Annotated in this window: 12 protein-coding genes and 1 pseudogene; 4 read left to right on the top strand and 9 right to left on the bottom strand. The window is 38.9% G+C overall.

Annotated elements, in window-relative coordinates; genetic code table 11:
* The first annotated feature begins 2 nt into the window (after positions 1–2).
* The gene (locus ACFIK2_RS05665) at positions 3–671 is read left to right on the top strand and encodes a YdcF family protein (RefSeq protein ID WP_375633468.1); all 669 of its coding nucleotides are present in this window, start codon (positions 3–5) and stop codon (positions 669–671) included.
* 1,368 nt (positions 672–2,039) lie between these two features.
* Here the strand turns inward: ACFIK2_RS05665 and ACFIK2_RS05660 are convergent.
* From ACFIK2_RS05660 to ACFIK2_RS05625, 8 genes and pseudogenes are all read right to left on the bottom strand, one after another.
* Positions 2,040–6,998 carry a DEAD/DEAH box helicase gene (locus ACFIK2_RS05660; protein ID WP_375676977.1) on the bottom strand — a complete coding sequence of 1,653 codons (4,959 nt, stop codon included), beginning with the start codon at positions 6,996–6,998 and terminating at the stop codon, positions 2,040–2,042.
* Between the two features lie 1,590 nt (positions 6,999–8,588).
* The gene (locus ACFIK2_RS05655; protein WP_375633470.1) at positions 8,589–10,577 is read right to left on the bottom strand and encodes a MacB family efflux pump subunit; all 1,989 of its coding nucleotides are present in this window, start codon (positions 10,575–10,577) and stop codon (positions 8,589–8,591) included.
* A gap of 3 nt (positions 10,578–10,580) precedes the next feature.
* Complete coding sequence (locus ACFIK2_RS05650) at positions 10,581–11,807, bottom strand: efflux RND transporter periplasmic adaptor subunit (protein ID WP_375633471.1); 1,227 nt, start codon at positions 11,805–11,807, stop codon at positions 10,581–10,583.
* On the bottom strand, positions 11,804–13,285 hold the full coding sequence (locus tag ACFIK2_RS05645) for an efflux transporter outer membrane subunit (protein ID WP_375634390.1): 1,482 nt from the start codon (positions 13,283–13,285) through the stop codon (positions 11,804–11,806). Before ACFIK2_RS05645 ends, ACFIK2_RS05650 begins: the two co-directional genes overlap by 4 nt.
* A gap of 61 nt (positions 13,286–13,346) precedes the next feature.
* Complete coding sequence (locus ACFIK2_RS05640; protein WP_375676976.1) at positions 13,347–14,162, bottom strand: exodeoxyribonuclease III; 816 nt, start codon at positions 14,160–14,162, stop codon at positions 13,347–13,349.
* A gap of 33 nt (positions 14,163–14,195) precedes the next feature.
* Positions 14,196–14,804 (bottom strand): outer membrane lipoprotein carrier protein LolA, encoded by a 609-nt coding sequence (locus ACFIK2_RS05635; protein WP_375633473.1) that lies wholly within the window; start codon positions 14,802–14,804, stop codon positions 14,196–14,198.
* A gap of 121 nt (positions 14,805–14,925) precedes the next feature.
* A pseudogene (locus tag ACFIK2_RS05630) lies at positions 14,926–15,189 on the bottom strand (DNA translocase FtsK); the annotation flags it as partial.
* Positions 15,190–15,895: 706 nt separating this feature from the next.
* The gene (locus tag ACFIK2_RS05625; RefSeq protein WP_375633474.1) at positions 15,896–18,337 is read right to left on the bottom strand and encodes a DNA translocase FtsK 4TM domain-containing protein; all 2,442 of its coding nucleotides are present in this window, start codon (positions 18,335–18,337) and stop codon (positions 15,896–15,898) included.
* A gap of 736 nt (positions 18,338–19,073) precedes the next feature.
* Between ACFIK2_RS05625 and ACFIK2_RS05620 the strand changes: the two genes are divergently transcribed.
* Positions 19,074–20,351 carry a ubiquinone biosynthesis hydroxylase gene (locus ACFIK2_RS05620; protein WP_375676975.1) on the top strand — a complete coding sequence of 426 codons (1,278 nt, stop codon included), beginning with the start codon at positions 19,074–19,076 and terminating at the stop codon, positions 20,349–20,351.
* A 1,579-nt stretch (positions 20,352–21,930) separates the two neighbouring features.
* On the opposite strand, the gene ACFIK2_RS05615 is transcribed toward ACFIK2_RS05620, so the two are convergent.
* Entirely contained in the window at positions 21,931–22,218 is a 288-nt protein-coding gene (locus tag ACFIK2_RS05615; RefSeq protein WP_015857007.1) for an H-NS family nucleoid-associated regulatory protein, read from the bottom strand.
* Positions 22,219–22,346: 128 nt separating this feature from the next.
* Here ACFIK2_RS05615 and ACFIK2_RS05610 point away from each other — a divergent pair, with 128 nt between their 5' ends.
* Together ACFIK2_RS05610 and ACFIK2_RS05605 are read left to right on the top strand one after the other, a co-directional pair.
* Positions 22,347–22,961, top strand: a complete 615-nt coding sequence (locus ACFIK2_RS05610; protein ID WP_375676974.1) for a hypothetical protein — start codon at positions 22,347–22,349, stop codon at positions 22,959–22,961.
* Positions 22,961–23,578 carry a TrwN protein gene (locus ACFIK2_RS05605; RefSeq protein ID WP_375676973.1) on the top strand — a complete coding sequence of 206 codons (618 nt, stop codon included), beginning with the start codon at positions 22,961–22,963 and terminating at the stop codon, positions 23,576–23,578. Before ACFIK2_RS05610 ends, ACFIK2_RS05605 begins: the two co-directional genes overlap by 1 nt.
* The last annotated feature ends 44 nt before the right edge of the window (positions 23,579–23,622 follow it).

Genomic DNA, 23,622 nt, shown 5'->3' with positions numbered 1-23,622 from the left:
TTATGACTCACAACACTTTCAACTCATTGACGCAAAACAATTTAGAACGTCCTCTTCCAAAACGGCCCCACTATAATAGTTGGTCTCCCTGCTTTTTATTTCGCTATTTTCCACCGACAACCCTTACTCTTTCAATCATTGTTTTAATTTTCTGGGGCGGTTTTATTATTTTTTCTGAAAAAACCGAACGACTTGTCCCCCCAACACCTCTTCCCAAAGCCGATGCTATCATTGTGCTTACAGGTGGAGAACACCGAATAGAGACAGGACTTCATCTCTTACAAAAGGGGCTTGGTTCACGACTCCTCATCAGTGGCGTAAATACCTCAACAAACCTGAAGAGTTTCATGCATAACATGCATATTAACCCACAGCTTATCTCCTGTTGTATTGACATTGGGCATCAAGCGATTAACACCAGAGGAAACGCCGAAGAAAGCGCTGCTTGGATCGAAAAGCATCACTATAAAACCCTTTATATCGTCACCCATGATTACCACATATGGCGCTCGATGCGTGAACTTAAATATCTCATGCCTGATATCCATTTCATTGCTTATCCTGTGAAGAAGAGCAAAGCTGAAAGCACAATACAACAGATCAAGCAAGCCCGTATTCTCATATTCCAATATATTAAAACACTGCAAGTCTATATCAGAACCGCCTTCTGACCTTTCTCCCTGATCTTTATTCTTGTGACTTTAAACCTTGCTACCCTCTGACTGCTTTACCCTTCTCTCCATACCTTTCCACACGAATTACCGCCATAAAAGCCCGCCAGAACTTCCCCCCATACAAAGCACAACGCCCCGATACACGTGTCACTGTCTTGCACATTAACCAAAAAACATCTCTTACATCCCAAACATATCTCACAACACGTGATCTATCTAATGCCATCCCCAATATAGAAGACAGCTCTTGTAAATAAATCTTCCCAGATAGCTATAAGATCAAACTTGTCATAAAAATCTATTTACACCACTGTCTTACCCTTCATAAAAAATGCAAACCGCCCCCCCCTATATTTTGCCACCCCCAAGTATTACGATAGCTCTTACGCCACTTGGGATGATTGGTAAGAGAAATGCTTTACGCCTTTCTTAAACACGCACATACCAACCTCATATGACATGCAAAGAAGTAATTTTAATAGATTTAAAATAAGAAAATTTATAATACTTAGATTTCTCATTTAACAGAGAGAACATTAAACTATCATTATAAATCAATATATTAGTAACTACTTCTTCATTCTACAAAGCATCTTCATAAGAGCATTTTAGATCACAGATAGGAATAAGCTCAAAACGCACACCGCGACAAATACCCTACATTTTTTATCGCAATCTTTTTTGAAATCATTTCGCTCTCTAAGATCACTTTTTGTCTGGTTTCCTCCTCAAAAAAGAACGAAAATTTTTAAACTCTATTGATCTGTAAACAATAATAACTCAGCTTCTTGTCTAACGCGTTCTCCCTGCTCACTTCAATATCAGAACACCTCAAAGGACAGATTTCATGAGAATTGTGATTTCCTCTCAACATCTCAAAGGACGATGATTCCTATCAGCAACGATTTGTAAACAATCCACTTTCTCTGGACAAGTTCCTCTCAGCTTCCCCATTTATATGGTTTACTCACATAAAGCTCGACAAGAAAACCCTGCCTGAGAATATTCATCACTGCCGCTAAAGCTCATGCGTCATAATTTTAGCGACCTCACTGCCTAAGGTGCTTTATCACATACAATATATTGATTTATAATGAAAATTTATTACGCTTCAACTTGAATGAGAGCTCTCAATATCATCAGATTCTCTCATTTCAAATCTGCTCTCTATTGAATCAATCAAAACCATTTTCTTGCACATCACATAGGACTTGCACATCACAAAGGAAGAGAGCCTGCGCAGCGTAAAACTGTACAAGAAAGACATGCCTCTTATGGACTTGTCTCAAGTGCCAAGGGCTGTCGCAATACCCACGAGCTGGCAAGGTGTGTGATAGTGCCAGTTTGTTACGACACAGCGCTATTTTACCGCACAATGGATAATTTAACCTTTTCAATTTCTCTCACTTCCAATTTTGGCAGGTTGCGCACAATTTTCATTGTTTCCAAGCTTACAGTAATAACCCGTTGAAACAATTCCAGAGGGTAAGCTGGATTACCCACCGTTTCAACAGCATAGCGATTGGCATCATTAACAAGTCCGCTCGCTTTATCCGTTTTGACAACCTGCCGCTCCATAACCCATTCAAGAGCACTCCTGCCACTCACCACATACTCATAAGCTTCAAGAGGAATATTCTGCATCGTGATATGCGCATTATAAATCACTGTGCTCTTATTAATAGCACCGCGCTTACCAGCAAATTTCATCGCTTCAACACGGTAGAAACTCTTCTCATCAGAAATCACCCAAGTTCTTGGATCACCCTGTTTATAGGTAACGGGATAGGGTTCAACCTCTTCATAATTCATATGCAAATCACCAAGCTTGCGCCCCGCTGTAACAAAAGCCCAAAAATCCTCTACCTTTTTAACTGTTGGAATACGCGGCAATTGTTTAGACAGATTATGCGCATAACGAGCGCGATAATCTTCAGAATGCAAAATCCCATAAACATAATAAAACAAATCATCCTTTGTTATCATTTCGCTAGGATATGCTGCCTTAAAATAAGCCAATCCTTCATCCGTGAGAGCATCACGCCGCTCTAAACCAGTTTCTTTGCTTTCCTCTGCAAAATTTGCAAACAAATGAACCTGATTCCCTTTTTTAGCTCCCAAGGACACAGCATCTTCATAAACATACCGTGGAAAACATTGGCCTTTCTCCATTGCATCCAAGCTAGGCAAGCCCCTACTCATCAGAACAGAAAATCCACTGCTTGCTCCAACTCCCGTAACTTGTATCACCTTATTTTCAGCCGCCTTTTCTAAAGGAAAGATACGTGGCATTTGGTATACTCTCTCATTAAAAACACGATTATAATAAAGCCACTGTTGTGTAAAAGGACGATAAAGGCTCTGAGTAATATACGTATCTTTAAATTTAAAAGCCTTTCCCCTTATTAATTCTTCTTTAAGGCTACTGCTCCAACTAATCTTTTTAGCATCTGTATTGACAAAATCGTTTACAGCATTTGCAAGCACCTTACGATCAGCATGTGAATAAGAATTATTAAAACGCTCTACTTCACCGTTATAAAAAGCAATCATATTGCTCATATTGTTAGCTAAAACTTCACGGCTTGAGTTATATGCCCATGCATCACGACCAGTTTGTATGCCACGAGAAAACGTTTCAAAGAGCTTTTTATCACTGCCCTTCTTATCACCTAAGGCTAGAAATTTTTCAAAATCACCATTACGTTGATCTAACCAATCGCCATGCTCATCTGGTGCAATCATCTGCCAACCGTGTTCACGCTTGATACCGTCAACACTGTCTAATCGCTTAAGTTCAGAGAGTTTCTCTTTTGTCGTGAGATTATCCCCAATATCATGATAGTAAATTTTACAAGGCTCAGAAACATTTGGATTTTTAACAAACAGTGTCACAGCAATTCCTGTCATACTTCCACTTCCAAAAATATTTTGCCCTTCTTGAGCACGTCCTTTACTCATCATATTTTTACGAATATCACCCCGTAAATTGAAAACATAAATACTTGAAAATTCTTCATTCAATTCTTTTCGTAAGCCATTCATAGAATATCCACTGATAAAACCCGCATTTGTCACAAAACCAATAACACCACAGTCTTTTATGCGATCACTTGCCCAACGAATGGCACGAATATAACTGTCATAAAGTCCATTAACATTGCTCGCTTTGGACTGAGCAGCATAAGTTTCACGGATGCGACGATCCAATTTAGGATAGCTTATATTCTGCGCATTATCGTTTTCATTTTTTTGTCCAGAAGAATAAGGGGGATTGCCAACAATAACACGAATATCCAGTTCCTTCTGGCGTGAGCGACGAGTGCTGTTATCCACCAACAAATCACTGATCAGGTCTTTTTCTTGCTCATAAAGCTGGAATGTATCGGTTAAACAAATTCCCTCAAACGGAACATAACCTCCCCCCATCAGACCATGATAGGTTGTCTCAATATTAATAGCTGCAATATAATAGGCTAAAAGCATGATCTCATTGGCATGGATTTCATGACAAAATTTGTGTTTCATCTCCTCTGGTTTTATCAAACCCGATTGTAAAAGCCGCGTGATAAAAGTCCCCGTTCCAGTAAAGGGATCAATAATGTGAATACCCGATGAGCCAAGCGTTTGCCCAAATTCATTTTGCAAGACATCATTGACAGAGTTCAGAATAAAATCCACCACCTCAACGGGCGTATAAACAATCCCTAATTTTTCGACCGTACGTGGAAAAGCATAACGGAAAAATTTATCGTAAAGATCTACAATTAATCTCTGCTTGGCTTTTGGATCCGTAATGCCACTGGCGCGTAATTTTACACTTGCGTAAAATTTTTCCAGATCTTTGGATTCCTTATCAAGATTTGCCTCATCAAGCACATCAAGCATACGTTGCATAGCACACGAGACAGGGTTCTCACGTGTGAACTGATAGCCTTCAAACAACACCTGAAAGACAGGACGCGTGATAATATGCTGTGCCAACATCTCAATCGCATCAGCTTCTGTAACAGCATCATTTAAATCATCACGCAGTTCTGCCACAAACCTGTCAAAGGCTTGACGCGCCTTAGTATCTGGCTTTGCCAGAATACCTGTTAAGCGTGCAATATGATTCTTAGCAATTTCCGCAATATTGCTCGCCCAATCCTCCCAATAATCTCGTGTCCCACACTTTTTGACAATCTTTGCCATGATGGCACGCGAAATCTCATCCACAGGGAAAGCAAGCTCCCCTTGTCCATCTGTAAAAAGGACATCACGCTCCGCTGTACCAATGCCCAATCGTGCTGGTTGTGCGCGTAGTGGAAGATTGTCTACAACAGCCGTAACAGCCTCTAACTCAGTGCTCTGCGTGACACCAATAATCTCAATCACATTGCTGATATCTTGCCCGAGGGATGCCTTATTAATCGTCGCATCAAAACGATCATCATGCGCACGCAAAGCATTTAAAATTTGCCAGATAACCCGATATTTATCATTGTTGTTCAAAGCCTGTTCCGCTGGAGTATCAGGAGGAATACCAATTGGCAAAATGACATATCCCATCTTTTTACCCTCAGAGCGACGCATCACCCGCCCAACCGCTTGCACAACATCAATCTGGCTCTTGCGTGGATTTAAAAACATGATCGCATCAAGAGCCGGAACATCCACCCCCTCAGACAAACACCTTGCATTGGTTAAAATACGACAAATATCATCCCCACTATCAGCTTTCAGCCAATCAAGTAATGCACCACGATCCTTTGCATTGAAAGTGCCATCAACATGCTCAATTTCACACTTCAGAAAATGCTCATTTTCTGTATCCTCTTTCGTATAATCAAGATATTCTCTAACAACCGTAGAAAACTCATCACGCACAAGTTCAGAACTTTTAATAGTTTTACAAAATGCTAAAGCACGATGCATAGGATATGAATCCGTACCAACATCAGCCTTCATATTTTGTTTTGTCAAAGCCTTATAACAGCCAATAATCTTTGTTGCATCATCAAGAATAAGCTCAGAATCGCTATCACTAAGGCGCTTCTGAACAGCGGAACTGACCAATTTTTCGTCCATTGCTAAGACAATAACCTTATAATCTGTTAAAAGATCATTTTGTACTGCCCATGAAAAACCCCGATAAAAAAGTGTTTTACCAAAAAGCTTTTCATCATCCATAGAAGCAAGAACAGCATTAACTTCATTCGCGCGACTTTTTGCGTTATCACCAAAAATGCGTGGTGTCGCTGTCATATAAAGGCGTTTCTTGGCGCAAATAACATCATTAGAATGCACCTTAACAAAATTGGATTCACCCTCGCCCACCAGCGTTGCCCCTGTTGTACGGTGCGCTTCATCACAAATGATAAGATCAAATGTTGGCAAACCATAGTTTTTCTGAGCATCAGCAATCACCTGAATAGATTGATAGGTTGCAAACACCACGGTCATCTTATCTGCAACACTCTTCGCCACCTGTTCTGCAAGTTTAGCAGCATCGGTTGTCGCCGGAAAAGCAAGATCAAACACATCAATTTCAGCAACATCATCACTATTTTTACGACGCTTTCCCACTTGTGTATCTGAACAAACAGCAAAGGATCTCAATCCGATTTCTGCATCCGTTGTCCATTCACGGACCGTCTGTGACATCAGTGCCAAGGAAGGAACAAGAAACAAAACAAACTTGCCTTCACCCGCCAAATCCTCAGCAATTTTAAGACTGGTAAATGTCTTACCAGTCCCACAAGCCATAATAAGCTTCCCCCGATCTGCTTGAGCAAGCCCAGCACGCACATCAAGCAATGCTTCCAATTGATGTGGACGCAACTTCTTTTTATCCTCCAAAACAACTTTGCCCTGGGCTGCAAAAATTTCCCAACAGACCGGACTTTGTTGCATATCGGAAAGATTAATTCGTATAACAGGAATATCCTGCCCCCGTATCATTGTTTCAGCGTTATCACTCCAAGCACTTTCAGTACTATCTATAATAACACGCCGCTTGAATGGAGCTTTCCCTGATGCCGAAATAAAACTATCAATATCTGCTTTTTTAATTCGATAGGCTGCATCATAAAATTTACATTGGATTGCTGCAAACCCCTCTTCATCACGAAGCTTTGCCACAAGATCAATACCGGTATCCCGACCATCCCAACCATTTTCATGAGCCCAATCTTTAAAGGTTTGAACCTTTTCATAACACCCAAACTGAAGAGGATCATATATTAGATAAGCAAGAGCAAAACGCTCAAAATATGTACCTTTATCTCGTTCGGTACGCGCTTCATCACGATATGTCTGTAAAAGCGATTGCAGCGTCGTCATGCTTCCCCCCAATGAAAAATACCTTCAATTATCGAATCTAAACCAATTCGTCAATGCCTCTTGTTCTACCCAAAAAACTTAAAAAAGCTTAAAATTGCTTGATTTTAAGACATTTCTTCTATGCTTAATTAAATCAACAATAGAGAATCTTTTGATCCTTTTGAGTATCCCCCAAATCATATGATGCATTTATTGATGTCTATATCCCTATGGAAATAAACGGTAAGGCGTGATGATTTTGAAAATATTTTTTGCCTTTTGTTAAGAATACAAAATAAAGTGCGCAATAATTTTAGGATTTAGCTTAGGAATGAGAGGGGGAAATGGATACGACACCTGCGAACACACAAGACACCAAGGAAGAAACTCCACACACAAAACAGCGCATTTTACGAACGATCATGCATATAATTTCACTATAATACGCAAAATATTAGTCGTGATATTCAAAATATTGATTTTTGAAATATTTCTTTATCTTTTGTTCTTTCGTAGACTAATTATTCGCTTCTTATACTTTATAGCGGGTGGCTTTAGAATTCTTTTTTATCTGTATCGGACTTGTAGCAGGAGGGAGAATACCATACCAACTAGACATACCATTGCTCATCACTAGCGCCATTATGTTCTTTAGCAGCATAACTGCAGCTTGGTATTACGATGTTCTCTTACTTCATCTCATACCTGCTGAATATGAGCTTATTCTTTTTCAATGAATGAAAACCCTTTTCATTCATACATCATTCAAAATAAGAAGCGATCCGCCTCTCAAACTTTTTGTCGTCCTCACCAAACTCATGAAATAAGGCAGAAAAAAGCGATGCCTTAAACAAAATATTCTAAAGAAAGCTAAGTTACTCGCATAAAGGAACAGAAAATGGCTGTGTCTTAGGTCACATTTTAAAACTTGAGCACGATCATAATTTATTTGCATAAACCTAAACACCTATAATTTGCACCACCCTCTGCAAAACTAAAAGTGAGAAATCCTCATAACCTCTTTTCCGAAAATCTTAAAAAGACTAAACGAAACCTCTTAAACTGCTCAGCTATCTCGATACCAGTTCATTTTTTTGGAAGAACGGAGGTTTAAGCTGTTTTTGGCATCAACCTTCTTTTTTGTTCTTTTGTTTGTTAGCAGATATACTATTCACTACCCCGCCTCTTTTTAAATTAAATCTTAAGAATCGTCGCGCAATATATTTCATTTGTCCTCCTCTTCATATCTCAGAAGACAAAGATTTTTAACAAAATTCAGTCTGCAAGCAATCTCATTCTAACGGGTTCCATTTAACTTCTCCTTAATAGGATTTACTTCCATAAGACTTGACAAGAAAGATTTAAAAATATTCATCATGCATTCTCAAAACATTTAATGCCTCAAGAAGGCTTATATGCCTACCACATCTCACATGATGTGGTGCGCTATAAGAAACGTTCACCTCTAGTGGTACGCTCCACTTAACGAACAAAGCGTTTTCTAAAATAGAGCAGCAAATAATGCTAAACTTTTCCCATTCATGTTTTGCTTCATAAACGCTTCATCCAAGTGGAAAGCATCACGAACAAACATGCCCAAATTGATAAAGTCTAATCGCGTGAAAGAGCGACAACAGGGTCAAGCCGTGAAGCTTGCCGCGCTGGAGAAAAGCCAAAACATATTCCTATGAGGGTTGAAAAAGTAAGAGACATAATGATCGATTCAATGGTATAGATAAGATGGATAGGTGCCTTAAACAGAAGGAACAAGCCACCGATAGAAAGCCCAAGCAAGATCCCCAAACCACCACCAATGACACAAACCAACACCGCTTCAATGAGAAACTGCTGCAAAATATCACTTTGGCGTGCACCAACTGCCATACGCACACCAATTTCATTGATCCGCTCAGAAACGGTGACCAGCATAATATTCATCACCCCAATACCACCTACAATCAGGGAAATCGCTGCAATTGAAGAAATTAAAAGTGTTAAGATATGTGTACTCTCCATGATACGTTCACGAAAGAATTCTGAATTTCTAATGAAAAAATCTTCTCCACCATGCCGCATAATGAGAAAACGTTTCACCATGTTTTCCGCTAAATGTGAATCGACATCATCAGCAATCCTAACAGTAATTGCACGAACTTCTGTTGTACCAAGAAAACGCGTTTGCACTGTTGTATAGGGCAAATAAAGCTGTAATGTATTTGATGTGTTTCCATTTGCGTGATTTTGCGAATCAACAACACCAATAATACGCGCTGGAACATTACCCACATGCACCACTTTGCCAAGAGGGCTTTCATGGCTATGGGGAAAAAGAACAGACAATGCTTCTTTTTCAATCACGAGATCAACCGCCCGATCATGCACACTTTTTTGATCAAAAAACTGTCCTTTGAAAACTTTAAGCCCCTGTGTCTGAAAGAATTGTTCTCCCACCCCCACAATGACAGCATTGACTTCAACTGCACCAAAACGCACTTTTGAGCTTGTTGAAATCTGAGGTGTTACACCAGAAACATAAGGTAACCCAGACAAGGCTTCTGCATCAGCTTCAACCAAACTGGTTATTTTTTCTGCTTGTGGATCAGAAAAACTTTTGCCAGGAAAAATGGTTAATGTATTAGCACCCAAACTTTTAAAATTTTCCAGAATTTTCTCTCGTGTACCATTCCCTAAAGCCACCATAGCAATAATCGCCCCAATACCGATAATCACCCCAAGCATTGTTAGAAAAGTCCGCATGCGATGTGCATTCATTGCCAACAGAGCCATCACAAACGCCTCACGGAATCGCTCAACAAAAGAACGAAAAAAGCCCAGTTTTTGTTGGCCTTTTAGATTTTGTTGTTCCTGAAGAGATTTTCCACCAACTTTTGTTTTTGCAACCCTTGACCGCTTATCAGCAATAATTTCCCCATCACTGATTTCGATAATACGCTCTGCTCTTTCAGCCACCTGCATATCATGGGTTACAATGATAATAGTACGTCCCTCTTGATGAAGTTCATCCAAAATATGCAATACTTCTTGCCCACTCTTTTTGTCCAATGCACCAGTTGGTTCATCTGCAAGAATGACCTCCGCATTATTCATGAGCGCCCGAGCAATAGAAACACGTTGTTGCTGACCACCGGACAGCTGATTTGGACGATGATTTATCCGATCACCCATGCCCAAACGTGTTAAAAGATCCTGTGCCCGCTTTTTCCTTGCTTCCACGGCACTTCCCGCATAAATAGCCGGAATTTCAACATTACCAAGAGCTGTCAATTCATTCAACAAATGGTAACGCTGAAAAATAAAACCAAAATGATTACGTCGCAAAGCCGACAATTCATCCGCAGAAAGGGAAGCTATTTCTTTACCAGAGATCCAATAACGGCCAGAAGTTGGACGGTCAAGACAGCCTAAAATATTCATCAAGGTAGATTTACCTGAACCGGAAGCACCTACAATTGCCACCATTTCACCACGTTTAATGGTAAGATTGATGTTTTTCAAAACGGTAACAAACGCTTCGCCCGCAGGAAATTTACGCACAATATTTTCCAAGACGAAGACAGCATCTGCTTGATTTGTGCTCATGCTTTAACTCTCGTCTTCGCTATGCATGTTAGAAGACTCGGGCATCACTCCATCAGACGAACTGGTGACGACGACATCACCCTCGTTAAGTCCTGAAATAATCTCTGCCATAACCTTATTATTCAACCCAACGCTCACCTGTTTAGTAACCAACTTATTTTCCCCCACCAAAACAGAAACCCATGCTTTACGCTCTCTTGTCTCATCGCGTAAAGCATTACTTGGAACCAACAAGACATTCTGTGCGCGCCCTAAGATAATATGAACTTGAGCAGTCATATAGGTTCGCAAAAAATTGTCCGCATTATCAACATGTAGAATTCCGTTATAATAAATAGCCGATGAGATTAAAGCACTAGAACCACTCACCATACCAGGATTAATACTCACATCAGCACGAATTGTTTCAGGAGCCGGCTCTACTTTTTCTAAAACGCCTTCATAACGACGCTGTGAATTACCTAGAACTGTAAAATAAAGTGGTTGTCCAGCTCGGACTTTAAGAACATCTGCTTCTGAGATTTGCGCCTTGATCGTCATCTTTGATAAATCACCCAAAATAACAATTGTTGGCGCCGACTGAACCGCATTCACATTCTGCCCTTCTTCCACAACTGTTGCCAAAACCGTTCCCGCTGAAGGGGCAGTGATGCGTGTATAACCTAAATTAACCTCTGCACTCTCCACATCAATTTGTGCTTGCACAATCTGCTGACGAAGTTGTTCAATTTGCGCCTCGCGTATTTTCACCTGTGTCGTAGCCTCATCGAGGTTCGCACGTGAAACCGCACGTGTTTCAATCATTTTTTTCTGACGCTCTAAATTTTTCTGTGCAAGAGAAAGATAGGCTTCTTGTTCTACCAAACTCGCATAATAATGCGATAATGCTGCTTTTTTTCTTTTTAAATCATTTTCCTGATCTGTAGGATCAATTTCTGCTAAGAGATCGCCTTCTTTCACAACACTCCCAGGGGAAACATGCATTGACACCACACGCCCTGTTGCTCGCGCACCAACTGCCACCAACCGGTAAGGACGTACAAGACCAGAAGCTAAAACACTTTCCTCAATATCCCCACGCTTCACCACCGCTGTTATATAAGTTGGAGTAGATGTTCCAAAAAAAACAGAACGCAACCATAAAAACAAGAGAATGAGAAATATAGCAGTTAAAAAGAAGGAAAGTTTTTTGTGTTTTGTAATGAAATTTTTGAGTAAGTTTTTTTTCATTTCCCTACCTTTGCACGCGAACGAGGTGCACCATCAACGACTTCCGGACGTGATACATCAACAACGCCATCCCAGCCCCCCCCCAATGCTTTCATCAACGTGATATATTGTGTAACCAAAGAAACACGGCTATCTTTAAGTGCCATTTGTGCAGAATAATAAGAGCGATCAGCATTTAACAATTCAAGAAAACTGGTATTTCCATTCTCAAAAAGACTCCGTGAAAGTTTTAAGGAATGAAGAGAAGCTTTATTCGCAATGATTAGCTTTTCTAAGCGTTGATGTTCTTTAGTTAATCTTACCAACGCATTTTCTACATCTTCTAAAGCTCCCAAAACAGCAGCCCGATAAGTAATAAAAGCTTGATCACGCTGTGCACGCGCGACAGCAATAGAAGCCTCAACCTGACCTCCATTAAAAAAAGGAAAACGCAGACCAGGTCCAAAAGACCAGCCAATCGTTGAATTTTTCCATAACTGATCTATCGCCGTTGCGGCTGTCGAAATATTACCTGTTAAAGTAAGTGATGGATAGCGATCTGCTTCACGTTGACCAATCCGCGCTGTCGCTTGCGCATATTGACGCTCTGCCCGTCGTAAATCCGGACGTGTTAACAAAATATCAGCTGGAATTCCTGCTGGTATCGGCCAGCGCGGTTGTGGAATCTTTGCATACTTAGCATTTTTTTGTAAAAGAGCCTTCAATGCCGTAGGCACACGACCAATTAAGACAGAAAGGCGATGAACGCTCATTGCTAAATTCGCTTCCATCTGTGATATATCTGCTTCTGTATTTGCCATTTGTGCTTGCGCATTTGAAACATCGAGCTCAGAAACATCACCAGCTGTTAATCTAGCACGCATCAATTCATAGGTTTTACGTTGTGATACAGCAATTTGACGCACAATCAACAATTTCTGTTGCCAACCACGCATTTGTACATAATTTGTTGCCACATCTCCTAACAATGTCACCATGGTAGCACGCATATCTTCCACAGCCGCATCAAGACCATAACGCGCTGCTTCAACCGCTCGTTTATGCCCACCAAAAAAATCAAGCTCCCAGCTTGCATCAAAACCACTACGGTATTGGTTTAACAATGCATCAGACTGTGCAGAATGACTACGGGTTCCTGAAATTGAATTGGACACATTTGGCAAAAGAGTTCCCACAACCTGTCCTAAACTCGCACGCGCCTCACGTACCCGAGCTTTGGCAACAGCAACATTATTATTTCCAGAAATCGCATAATCCATTAATGCATCTAGAACAGGGTCATTCAAACGCCGCCACCATCCGGCAAGCGCAACTGGCTGTCCAGCAGTCTGTGCAGATTTTTCTCCCCAAACTGCTGGAACACGAAAAGATGTTTTCTGGTAATTGGGACCAACCATACATCCTGACAAAAGCAACCACAACAAGACAATAGAAAGTAATCCACGAGAAGCGCCCCTTTTGAGATTTCTGATATACATCTAGTCTCCCGCATTCTTTCAGAATCATTATTTAATATTAATACTTTATTTACCTCTTATTTCAAACTTGACGTGAAAAATCAAATACAGTTTGCACAGGAATATGATCTGAAGGGCGTTCCCATCCGCGCGCATCACGAAAAATCGAAAGATCTACAACAAAAGGTGCTAAATCAGGAGAAGACCAAACATGATCAAGCCGCCGCCCATAATCGGTAAATGCCCAATCGCGTGCACGATAACTCCACCATGTATAAAGCTTGGTAGGAGCAGGAATATGCAACCGCATCAGATCAACCCATCCACCTTGACAACACAAATCCTGTAAACGCTTGGTTTCAATAGGAGTATGGCTTACAACCTTCAACAATTGCTGATGAGACCAAACATCCTCTGCCAAAGGAGCAATATTTAAATCGCCCACCAAAAGAGAAGAAAGACCATCTCCTTGATCCGCACGTATGGAAGACATTTCTTCTAAAAAATCAAGCTTATGACGAAATTTTTCATTCACATCAGCATCTGGAATATCTCCCCCAGCAGGAACATAAAAATTATGAATCCGCAAGCTTCTCCCATGGGCTTCCACAATAACTGAGATATAGCGACAATCTTGGTTTTGGCAAAAAAAACGCTTTTCTACCTTTTTAAAAGGCAAACGAGAAACAATAGCCACCCCGTTATAAGATTTTTGTCCACTCAATGCGATATGCTTATAACCCGCTGCTTCAAAAGCCTCCACTGGAAATAAAGCATCTGGACATTTTGTTTCCTGTAGACACAAAACATCTACGGAAAAGAGATCCAAATACTGAAAAACCTGTGCAAGACGCAAACGAATAGAATTAATATTCCAAGTTGCAATACGAAAGAACATTTGTTTTAATCCCAATGACGTAACACTCTTTCTTCATTTCTTCGAAGGAAGTGTGAACATCCCATTAGCGAACCGGACGTCTGTCCGCACATTCATAATCTGCACAGTAGTTTCCAAATTTTGTTGGTCAACAATTGTCCACTGTCGCAAAGCAGAGCCTTTAGAATCAAAAACCATCCTTATTTGCCCTGCCCCAATCGTTTTATCATGCAGAACAATCGTTACAGCCCCTGGATCTTCGCGAAATGCGAACAAGCGCCCAGAAGATACATCAATTTTATCATCCAACAAAAATTTCATTGGCGTTTGCGAAAGTTGTGAAAAGTTCCAAGTATTCAAAGCCCGATTGTTAATACCTACAAATTGGCCATCTGAAATAATCTGTAAAGGCATTTTTTTGTAAATGAAACGAATTTTCCCTGGGCGCTCTAAATAAAATGTCCCCTGAGACATTTTTCCCTTTGGACTAAACTGAATAAAATCACCTGTCATTGTTTTGATTGCCGCAAAGTGATTCACAACATTTTGCGCCTTTATCACTTTATTAGATGCTTGCGAAAAAACAGGAACAGTTAAACACCAAAAGATAATAATTCCCACCAACCCAAAGACTCTTCTTTGCGGTAAAAAAGACGTTTTCATAAAAAATGCTCCCAAGCAATACTTAATTGACTTTATAATTCATAACTTAAGTGATCAACGACGAATAAATACCCTTCTTTATAAGATAAAGATATTGTTTGAAAAAAATATCAAAAGATTTTTAAAAGTATTCTTCTTCGACAATCTCCAACACTTTTCGCTTACCCATATCATTAGCTGGACTAATGATGCCTTCTTCTTCTATCCTTTCGATCAATGTGGCGGCACGGTTATAACCAATGCCTAAACGACATTGAATATAAAAAGTTGAAGCCTTACGATCACGAAGCATAATAGCAACAGCTTGACAATAGGAATCATCTGCTAAAGAAAAAGCTAAAGAAACATCCTTTTTTATTTTTTGCGGTATCGTTTCCAAATAATCAGTCTGCGTTTAAGTTTCCGAAAGCATCCAAATTTCCTGCTTTTCTAAACGCATAATATATTCTTTTCCACCCCTAATCTATGAAGCAACATAAATTATAGTCAATACATAATGGATTAAGGACTAAACATATTACTCGCAAACCTGAAAGCTCTTTTAAGTATCAAAAATACTTTTTTGACTTCCTTCTCACCCAAAAGAATAAAAATTTTCACCACAACCGCTCTGTAAACAGTTTGGAGTTTAGCAAATTTCACTTAGCTTCCCACCCCATATAATTCATTTATATTAAGACTCGACAGATCAGCCTTGCCCTAAATATTTAGAGCGCACTTAAAAAGACACTTAAATATCAAGTCTTACATGCTTTTACACCCCTACATTCGCAATAACATTATTTTATACCAAGATATTGATTTATAATAATTTATCTTTTTAACTTAAATCATAACGCCAAATACAATAAGATTCTTTCATCACATACTCTCTCATATTGAATCAACTCAAATCATTTGCTTGCACATTACAAGCAAGGTTGGTGTGTGGATAAAAGTTATATAAGATAAAGAATCCCCTTATAAAGAGTTCCAAGTGCCAAGGAGCTATCGCAAATCGAGAACTGGTGTATGAAAATGCAGACTTTCTACGATACAGTAAACAAACACTTGTTTTATAAGATATTATAAAAAACAACTATAAAGATTTTTCAAAAGCGCTCTTCTTCAGCAGGCACTAAAATTTCTCGTTTCCCTGCGTGATTTGCTGGACTAATGATACCTTCTTCTTCCATCCTCTCAATCAGTGTCGCAGCACGATTATAACCAATGCCTAAACGGCGTTGAATATAAGAAGTCGAAGCCTTACGATCACGAAGCACAATAGCAACAGCTTGACTATAGGGATCATCTTCTGAAGGAGAAGCCAAAGAAACATCAGCACCATCCTCTTCAACTTCTTGCGTAATTGTTTCCAAATAATCAGGTCGTGCTTGCGCTTTGAGATGCGCAACAACCTGCTCCACTTCATCATCCGCAACAAAAGGACCATGCACACGTTGAATACGTCCTCCTCCCATCATAAAGAGCATATCTCCTTGTCCCAATAATTGCTCGGCCCCCTGTTCACCTAAAATTGTTCGGCTATCAATTTTTGAACTCACAGAAAAAGAAATACGTGTAGGAAAATTGGCTTTGATCGTCCCAGTAATAACATCGACGGAAGGACGCTGTGTCGCCATAATCACGTGGATACCGGCAGCACGTGCCATTTGTGCCAAGCGTTGAACCGCGCCTTCAATGTCTTTACCAGCAACCATCATCAAATCAGCCATTTCATCAATAATGACAACAATATAGGGCATAGGACTAAAATCAAGTGTTTCCGTTTCATAAAGAGGCTCACCGGTCTCGCGATCAAATCCAACTTGAATTGTCCGCACCATTGTCTCTCCCTGACTTGCAGCTTCCCTAAGACGTGCATTAAACCCATCAATATTACGAACGCCTAGTTTTGACATTTTACTATAGCGTTCTTCCATTTCACGAACAGCCCACTTTAAAGCAATCACGGCTTTTTTAGGATCTGTCACCACGGGTGTTAATAAATGGGGAATGCCATCATAAACCGAAAGCTCAAGCATTTTCGGGTCCACCATAATGAGACGACATTGTTCAGGTGTCATACGATAAAGCAATGATAAAATCATTGTATTGATAGCAACAGACTTTCCCGATCCTGTTGTACCAGCAACCAAAAGATGGGGCATTTTTGCTAAATCTGCAACAACAGCTTCCCCCCCGATTGTCTTACCCAAAGCAAGTCCTAGCTTGGCTTTGCTGTCAATAAATTCTTGCGCCTGCAACATTTCTCGTAAATAAACCATCTCACGCTTTGCATTAGGCAATTCTATTCCAATAACATTACGTCCTGGAACCACCGCAACACGCGCCGAAATCGCACGCATCGAGCGTGCAATATCATCTGCCAAACCAATGATACGGGAAGACTTAATGCCTGCAGCCGGTTCAAATTCATACAAAGTTACCACCGGTCCAGGACAAGCATCTATAATTTTTCCTTTGACCCCAAAATCTAACAAAACCCCTTCAAGCTCTTGAGAATTTGCTCTTAAAATAGCAGGAGAAAGTTTTGCATCCTTAACAGACGGTGGTGGAACCGAAAGATAATCTACAAGAGGAAGAACAAAACCACCCTTTGAAGAAGCTGTTAAAGACTTTCGATTTTTAACAGGAGAAATATAGGCTTTATTTTGATTTTCCTCACACTTTACTTTTTCACCTAAAAAAGTTGGCTCAATCCGATCAAATGGCTTTCCTTGCCCTTTACTCTGAAAACGCCTTTTGAAACAGAATAAACGAAAAAAACGCGCTTGAAAAAAATAAAAAAGATGCAAAAGAGCGCCACAAGTTGTCGCAAAAAAACCATGATTTTCACGATCCTCCTCTGCGGCATATTCCGTATCTTCTTCCAACTCAAAGACTGGATTAACGATTTCGTCTTTGGGAATGCTTTTTTCTTTTCTTTTCTTTGTTCGACGCCGCCATATCACATTACCAGCAAAAGCAGCGGTGAAAAAACCTAAAAGAATAAAAACAACACTGAAAAACACCGTGTAAGGAGGAGAAAGAAAAAGAGGAAAGACTGAAGAAGCAACACTTAAAACTTTATCTCCTAAAACCCCTCCTAATCCCATTGGCAATGGCCAATAAGTAAAAGAAGCAACAGGTGACATAAGGGCAAAAGCAATTAAAAAACAAATCGTTGATAGCACCCATAAAAAAAAGCGCAAAGTCAAATTGTAGATATTCTTTTGCGCCAACAAGAGAAAAGACCAAAATAACGGTGGCAACAAAACAGAAAGACTTGCCAAGCCAAAAAACTGCATAATAAAATCTGAAAAAATTGCCCCCATCCACCCCATAAGGTTTGTAACCTCATTTGTACTTGCATGGGTTAAAGATGGATCCTCAACATTCCACGTCGCCAAAGCAAACACACAAAAAATAATAAAGCCCAAAAGCCCAAGCCCAATAAATACCCCTATCTGACGTAAAAACATCTCAATAAGACGCGAACCTTGAGAATTTCGCACTTCTAATGAATCATAAGGAGAAGAACTTCGGTGCATCTATCAATTCCAAATACAAAACTTTCATATTTTAAAGAGTTATAACTCCCTCTCTCTCTTAAAAAAGGATGAAGCTTAAAACTCTGTACCGATCTGTAAACAAATAGCCTGTAAACAATCCGACGTCTTATCTAGCGCGTTCTACCTTCTAACCACTTCATATCACTCATATATCACCACCCTAAGAGACTATCCTTCATAAGGCACACAAAAAGCTCTCCCAAGATATTTATCACACGATCAACCAAAAAACACCTCATGTGTTAAAATGTCACATGGGTCCTATAGGCACCTTCCTCAACAAATAATATTTTTTATGCTACATCATGATAACGGCAAAATATGAATACTGTTTTAACCATCACGAATGACAACAATTTTTTATCTATCATACTAACTAAATATCCCCCTTCAGGACAGGCATACTGAAGTAACTCACACAACTTAAAAAATACACGACCATCTTTGTTTATTTTTAGTTTTCTTTTTTATCAACCAAGTGTAAAAAGAATTGAAGAGGAATATTCAAAAAAGCTTATCCGATAAATCTGTAAGATGAATCACATAAATGATTAAGCAGAAAAACTCTGAAAAACCAATCCGTCATCAGATTGGCGCCAAAAAGAAACCTCGTTCTTGTAAAGCAGAGAGAAAAGTAAAAGTTAAGATATTTTAGGCAATGTAAAAAGATATTCTTTTTAAAAGAAAGCAAACTATAAACAATGGAAGAAGTATTGTGTGTTCTAATCGCAATAAAAACGTACAACCCAATAAAAAAATTAAATCTCATAAAACTAAACAATGTGATCTGCTCATTGCAGGGGGGGCAGCTGTCGGTTTAACCCTAGCGACAGCACTCAAGCAAACAGCCCCTAATCTGAAAATAAAAATCGTTGATGCTGCTCCACAAGGAGATACCCCTGCTTCTAACATACGAACCATTGCCCTTGCTGCTGCTTCTATTCGTATGTTAAAACAATTACAATGTTGGGAATCTATAAAACCCTATGCGCAACCCATTCATTCAATGATCATCACAGATACAAGCACAAATGATCCTGTCAAACCTACTCTTTTAACCTTTGAAGGCGACATTAATCCCGGCGAGCCCTTTGCTGCTATGGTAGAGCATAGAGAACTCATCAACACTTTAAAAAAACGTGTCAAAGATCTCAATATCCCTGTTATTACAAACACCCGTGTCATTGATTTTCATCAAGAAGACCAACATACAACCGTTACTTTAAATAATGAAGAGGTTTGGCAAACAAAATTGCTTATTGCAGCTGACGGAGCCCATTCGAAATTACGCCAAAAAGCAGATCTTAAAAACTTTTCTCATCTCTATAAACAAACAGCAATTATCTGCACAGTTGAACATGAAAAACCCCATAATGGTCAAGCAATTCAACATTTTTTACCTGCCGGTCCTTTTGCTCTTCTCCCTCTCAAAGGCAACCGATCCGCCATTGTGTGGAATGAAGATCATAAAACTGCGCAATATTATCTCAAAGCTGATGCACTTATTTTTGAAACAGAACTCGAAAGACGCATTGGCCATCGATTAGGCAAACTCTCTTGGGATGGCGAACGTCAAGCTTTTCCTTTGAGTCTTTCTTTAACACGTCAATGCGTTAAACCACGTTTTGCTCTCGTTGGCGATGCCGCCCATACCATCCACCCCATTGCAGGACAAGGACTCAATTTAGGATTACGCGATAGCGCTGCCCTCGCTGAAGTGATTATTGAAACAGCACGACTAGGTCTTGACATTGGCTCCCTCACGGCTTTAGAGCGCTATCAAAGCTGGAGACGTTTTGAAATTGTCCGTATGGCTTTAAGCAATGATTGGCTTAATAAACTCTTTTCTAATGATAGCCTTCTTTTACGGATGCTCCGCGATACCGGACTTGGAATCATTAATCAAGCACCAAAAATAAAAAAATACTTCATTCAAGAAGCTGCCGGACTCCCTCCAAATGCCCCACGTCTTCTACATGGCTTCCCACTTTAAGCAAAAATTCATACTATTTCACTTTTTTTACAACCTTTGCCTTCCTCCTTCAAAGAACAAAAAATTCCTATCTCATCCAATCTATTTACAAACCGGATTCCTGTCGAGTAATTTTTTTTTGACTTCCTCCTCCCATATTTCACTTAACATAAAACTCGACAAGCAAGCTACATTCTAAGAATATTCACCATGCACTGAAAAAACGTTTAATGTCTCAAAGAGGTTACCTTATATCACCACACCTTAAAAGAAGCCATTTCACGGCATAACAAAATAAACAAGACTTTTTAGCACACAACACTTTATTTACAATAATAAGTTCATTGTTCTCATATTGAGTGAGAAATCTAAAGATCATAAAATACCCTTATTTCAAATCTCTCTCACGTTGAAGCAATCAAAATCATTCGCTTGTACATCACAAGTGAGAGTGTCGTATAAATAAAAACAATTAAACAAAGCAACAAAAAGTCTCCCCCTCTCAAGAACTAAGGACTTTAGCAACATTGTAGGCGAGTAAAGTATATAATGGCGCCGGCTTATACTTTTTATTGAAGTAAAAATGGTGGTGTACAATGAATTTTATATGATCATAGGGGCTTTTACGTTATACTATTCATGAGAAGCGCCATAAAATAAGCTTAGTTGCATTGAAAAATTTTCTTTTAAAAAAGCGCGTAAATTGGAAACATAAATGTATTCCGTTTGGGGCATTCTGCTTCTCAGACAAACTCTTTAACTTATTGTGGAATACCACACAATTTTAGAAAAAATATTCCGATATATAACAAAGTGTTCCGCACTCTATACCATCACACACAATTGTAAACCTGCATACCCCCCTATTTCACACCATAAAAGAAGATAAACCGCAATAGAAATGATCCAATCCTTTTATTTTCAAATACACTCTTTATTCATTATTCATAAACGCTCATAAATGAATTTTAATCACAAACGCTCAGAAATATGTCATAAATTCTATAAAACCCATAACAGCCATAGAAATTTTCCATTTTTCTACACACTCACTCATCTCAACTAAACGAACGATAAATAAAGTAAATGCCTCATATATAATCTTACAGAAAAAAGACCAAACAAAATCTATAACATCAGGCTTGTTCTACAGAACAGTATTTCAAAAATATAAGTATGCTAATTTATTAACATATTAATTGATAAAATTATCATTTTACATATTGAGTTAAAATCCCTATGCAATAAATTATTCTCATTTCGACCATTTTTGTAAATAATCAATAAAACTATTTATTTACATAGACTAAAAAGAGCAACGTTAATGAAACGATAAAAAGAAGTAAAATATCCCCCCTCTCTCACATGCCAAAAGCAATTACAATATTCCAATCTGGCATCATCATTATGCTTGCCAGATTATGACAACAAGACCTTTTGCATTTAAATAAATTGTTCACGCTCCCTATCATTGTATTTGGTAACTCAATACTTTAATATATTCGTTCAGTATATTTATACAATTAAATTACCCAAAAGAGCATACTTCTTGCATTTACATTCCTTGGTATTCCCTTATCTTGTAAAGATCGCACACGTGTTACGTTACTTCGAGTTCATCAAGTGTATACCCATTCTCCAACCACTCTTTAATCCACTTAGGTCTACGTCCACGCCCATTCCATAATTCCCATTGGTTATTGGGATTTCTATAATGGCGCTCTTTGCTCACAAGATCAGCGATATCAATTCCATGGGCATTAGCAATTTCAAGAATTTTTCGTCGCGCATTTTGCTTTTCCTTTGCTTGCCGTTTTTTTAATTCCACATCGATTTGTGTACGCATCTCTTGTAGTTCATCAAAATTCATATTTTTGAGATCATTCACCTTAATTACTCCCCTTGCAAAAAAGAATTTCTTTTTGACATATTTTAAACACAATTATAGACAATTTCTGTCTATTTATTATCGAAATTAAAATTACGATACATATATCACTTTGACGGAGATGTGCTTTGAGCCACAAAGAACTGTTTATTGGTATATCAATTACCGCCACTGCATCTTTTTTCAGCTCAATCGCTGGAACTGCTAAATGCAGTGCTCAAACACCATCACACCTCTCTGACTCTTATGAAACAGTAGTCAAAAGTAAATATAAATCGTCACTCTATAAGTTATGGCAATACGCAACAAAGAACAAGCCCTCTCTGTATAATGATAGTGTAGTTCATTATGACAAGAAAACCTCCCCTCATACACAACGGCTTTTTACTTCGTATAAATTTTTTTTGAAAAGATTTTTGCAACTAGAGAATTATATAAAACAAGCAGCTTCAATACAGTATCAAAGATTATTATTTTTTAAAAGCAGCGCCTTTCTTCGTGATTCCAATAATATTGGTTGGCGTAATATGCTCTATTTTATTCCACACTTTTATCTTGTTGGTTGGATATTCGCATATGTTAAAAGTATTCTTAGAAGGGAACAAAACAATAATCACAAGGAATATTCTAAGCTAAACAATCTCATTCTGCAAATTTATAAAATCAAAAGACAACGAGAAAAAGCACAACACAGAATTAGCATTTGTATTAATAAAATTCTTCATAATAAGGTGTATTGCTAATGATTGTTCCAGATTTCACATTTTTTGCTGCTGCATACATATCCAATACGCCCCCCATAGCATTTTCAGTTATCGCCAAACAAGAAGCGCGGGACAATGTCTATGTAACAGATAATAAAGATAACTTCTTCTATCAAACATCTCAGCTTAAGGAAACAATCGCAACAGCTGAACAGAGTGAACATAATTTTAACATAATTTTAGGGCAAATTGGTGTTGGAAATGTGAAATTGTTTTATCTTTTTGATGCATTTGATTTTTGCAGAAATCTTACAGCTGCACAAAGCGCTTTAACTTACTGCTATGAACAAACAACATCAAAGTGCATCTTTGAAAAAGCGACTTTGCAGTCTGTGCTGAATTTTTACAATACAGAAAACTCAAACCACGCCCATATGCAAAAAATTACTTCATATATTGGAGTAAAAGCTGCTGTACGAGGAAATGAAGGCTTGCAGGAGCCTATAAAGCTTAAAAAAGAAGAACCAGAACAGACAACTAAAGTAGATTCTCTTTCTCTCTCTTCAAAAGGAGAAGAAGATGCATTTACACATAAAGAAAGTAGCGCCAGAGATGCTTTTTCAGCTGAAGATTTTCTTCATCGAGAAGATCACTGAGTGATGACTGATATTTTCACGAAAACCCAGAATTTTGATAGGAT

It is taken from the genome of Bartonella sp. AP88XZML, assembly GCF_042195565.1.
GTDB lineage: Bacteria > Pseudomonadota > Alphaproteobacteria > Rhizobiales > Rhizobiaceae > Bartonella.
Note: the sequence above shows the minus strand (reverse complement) of the source record. Positions and strands in the feature narration are given on the sequence as shown.

What these genes read in the sequence shown, in the direction of transcription:
- ACFIK2_RS05640 (WP_375676976.1), bottom strand. Translation starts at nt 14,162, where the DNA reads ATGTTCTTTCGTATTGCAACTTGGAATATTAATTCTATTCGTTTGCGT.
- ACFIK2_RS05655 (WP_375633470.1), bottom strand. Translation starts at nt 10,577, where the DNA reads ATGAGCACAAATCAAGCAGATGCTGTCTTCGTCTTGGAAAATATTGTG.
- ACFIK2_RS05605 (WP_375676973.1), top strand. Translation starts at nt 22,961, where the DNA reads ATGATTGTTCCAGATTTCACATTTTTTGCTGCTGCATACATATCCAAT.
- ACFIK2_RS05625 (WP_375633474.1), bottom strand. Translation starts at nt 18,337, where the DNA reads ATGCACCGAAGTTCTTCTCCTTATGATTCATTAGAAGTGCGAAATTCT.
- ACFIK2_RS05645 (WP_375634390.1), bottom strand. Translation starts at nt 13,285, where the DNA reads ATGTATATCAGAAATCTCAAAAGGGGCGCTTCTCGTGGATTACTTTCT.
- ACFIK2_RS05650 (WP_375633471.1), bottom strand. Translation starts at nt 11,807, where the DNA reads ATGAAAAAAAACTTACTCAAAAATTTCATTACAAAACACAAAAAACTT.
- ACFIK2_RS05635 (WP_375633473.1), bottom strand. Translation starts at nt 14,804, where the DNA reads ATGAAAACGTCTTTTTTACCGCAAAGAAGAGTCTTTGGGTTGGTGGGA.
- ACFIK2_RS05665 (WP_375633468.1), top strand. Translation starts at nt 3, where the DNA reads ATGACTCACAACACTTTCAACTCATTGACGCAAAACAATTTAGAACGT.
- ACFIK2_RS05660 (WP_375676977.1), bottom strand. Translation starts at nt 6,998, where the DNA reads ATGACGACGCTGCAATCGCTTTTACAGACATATCGTGATGAAGCGCGT.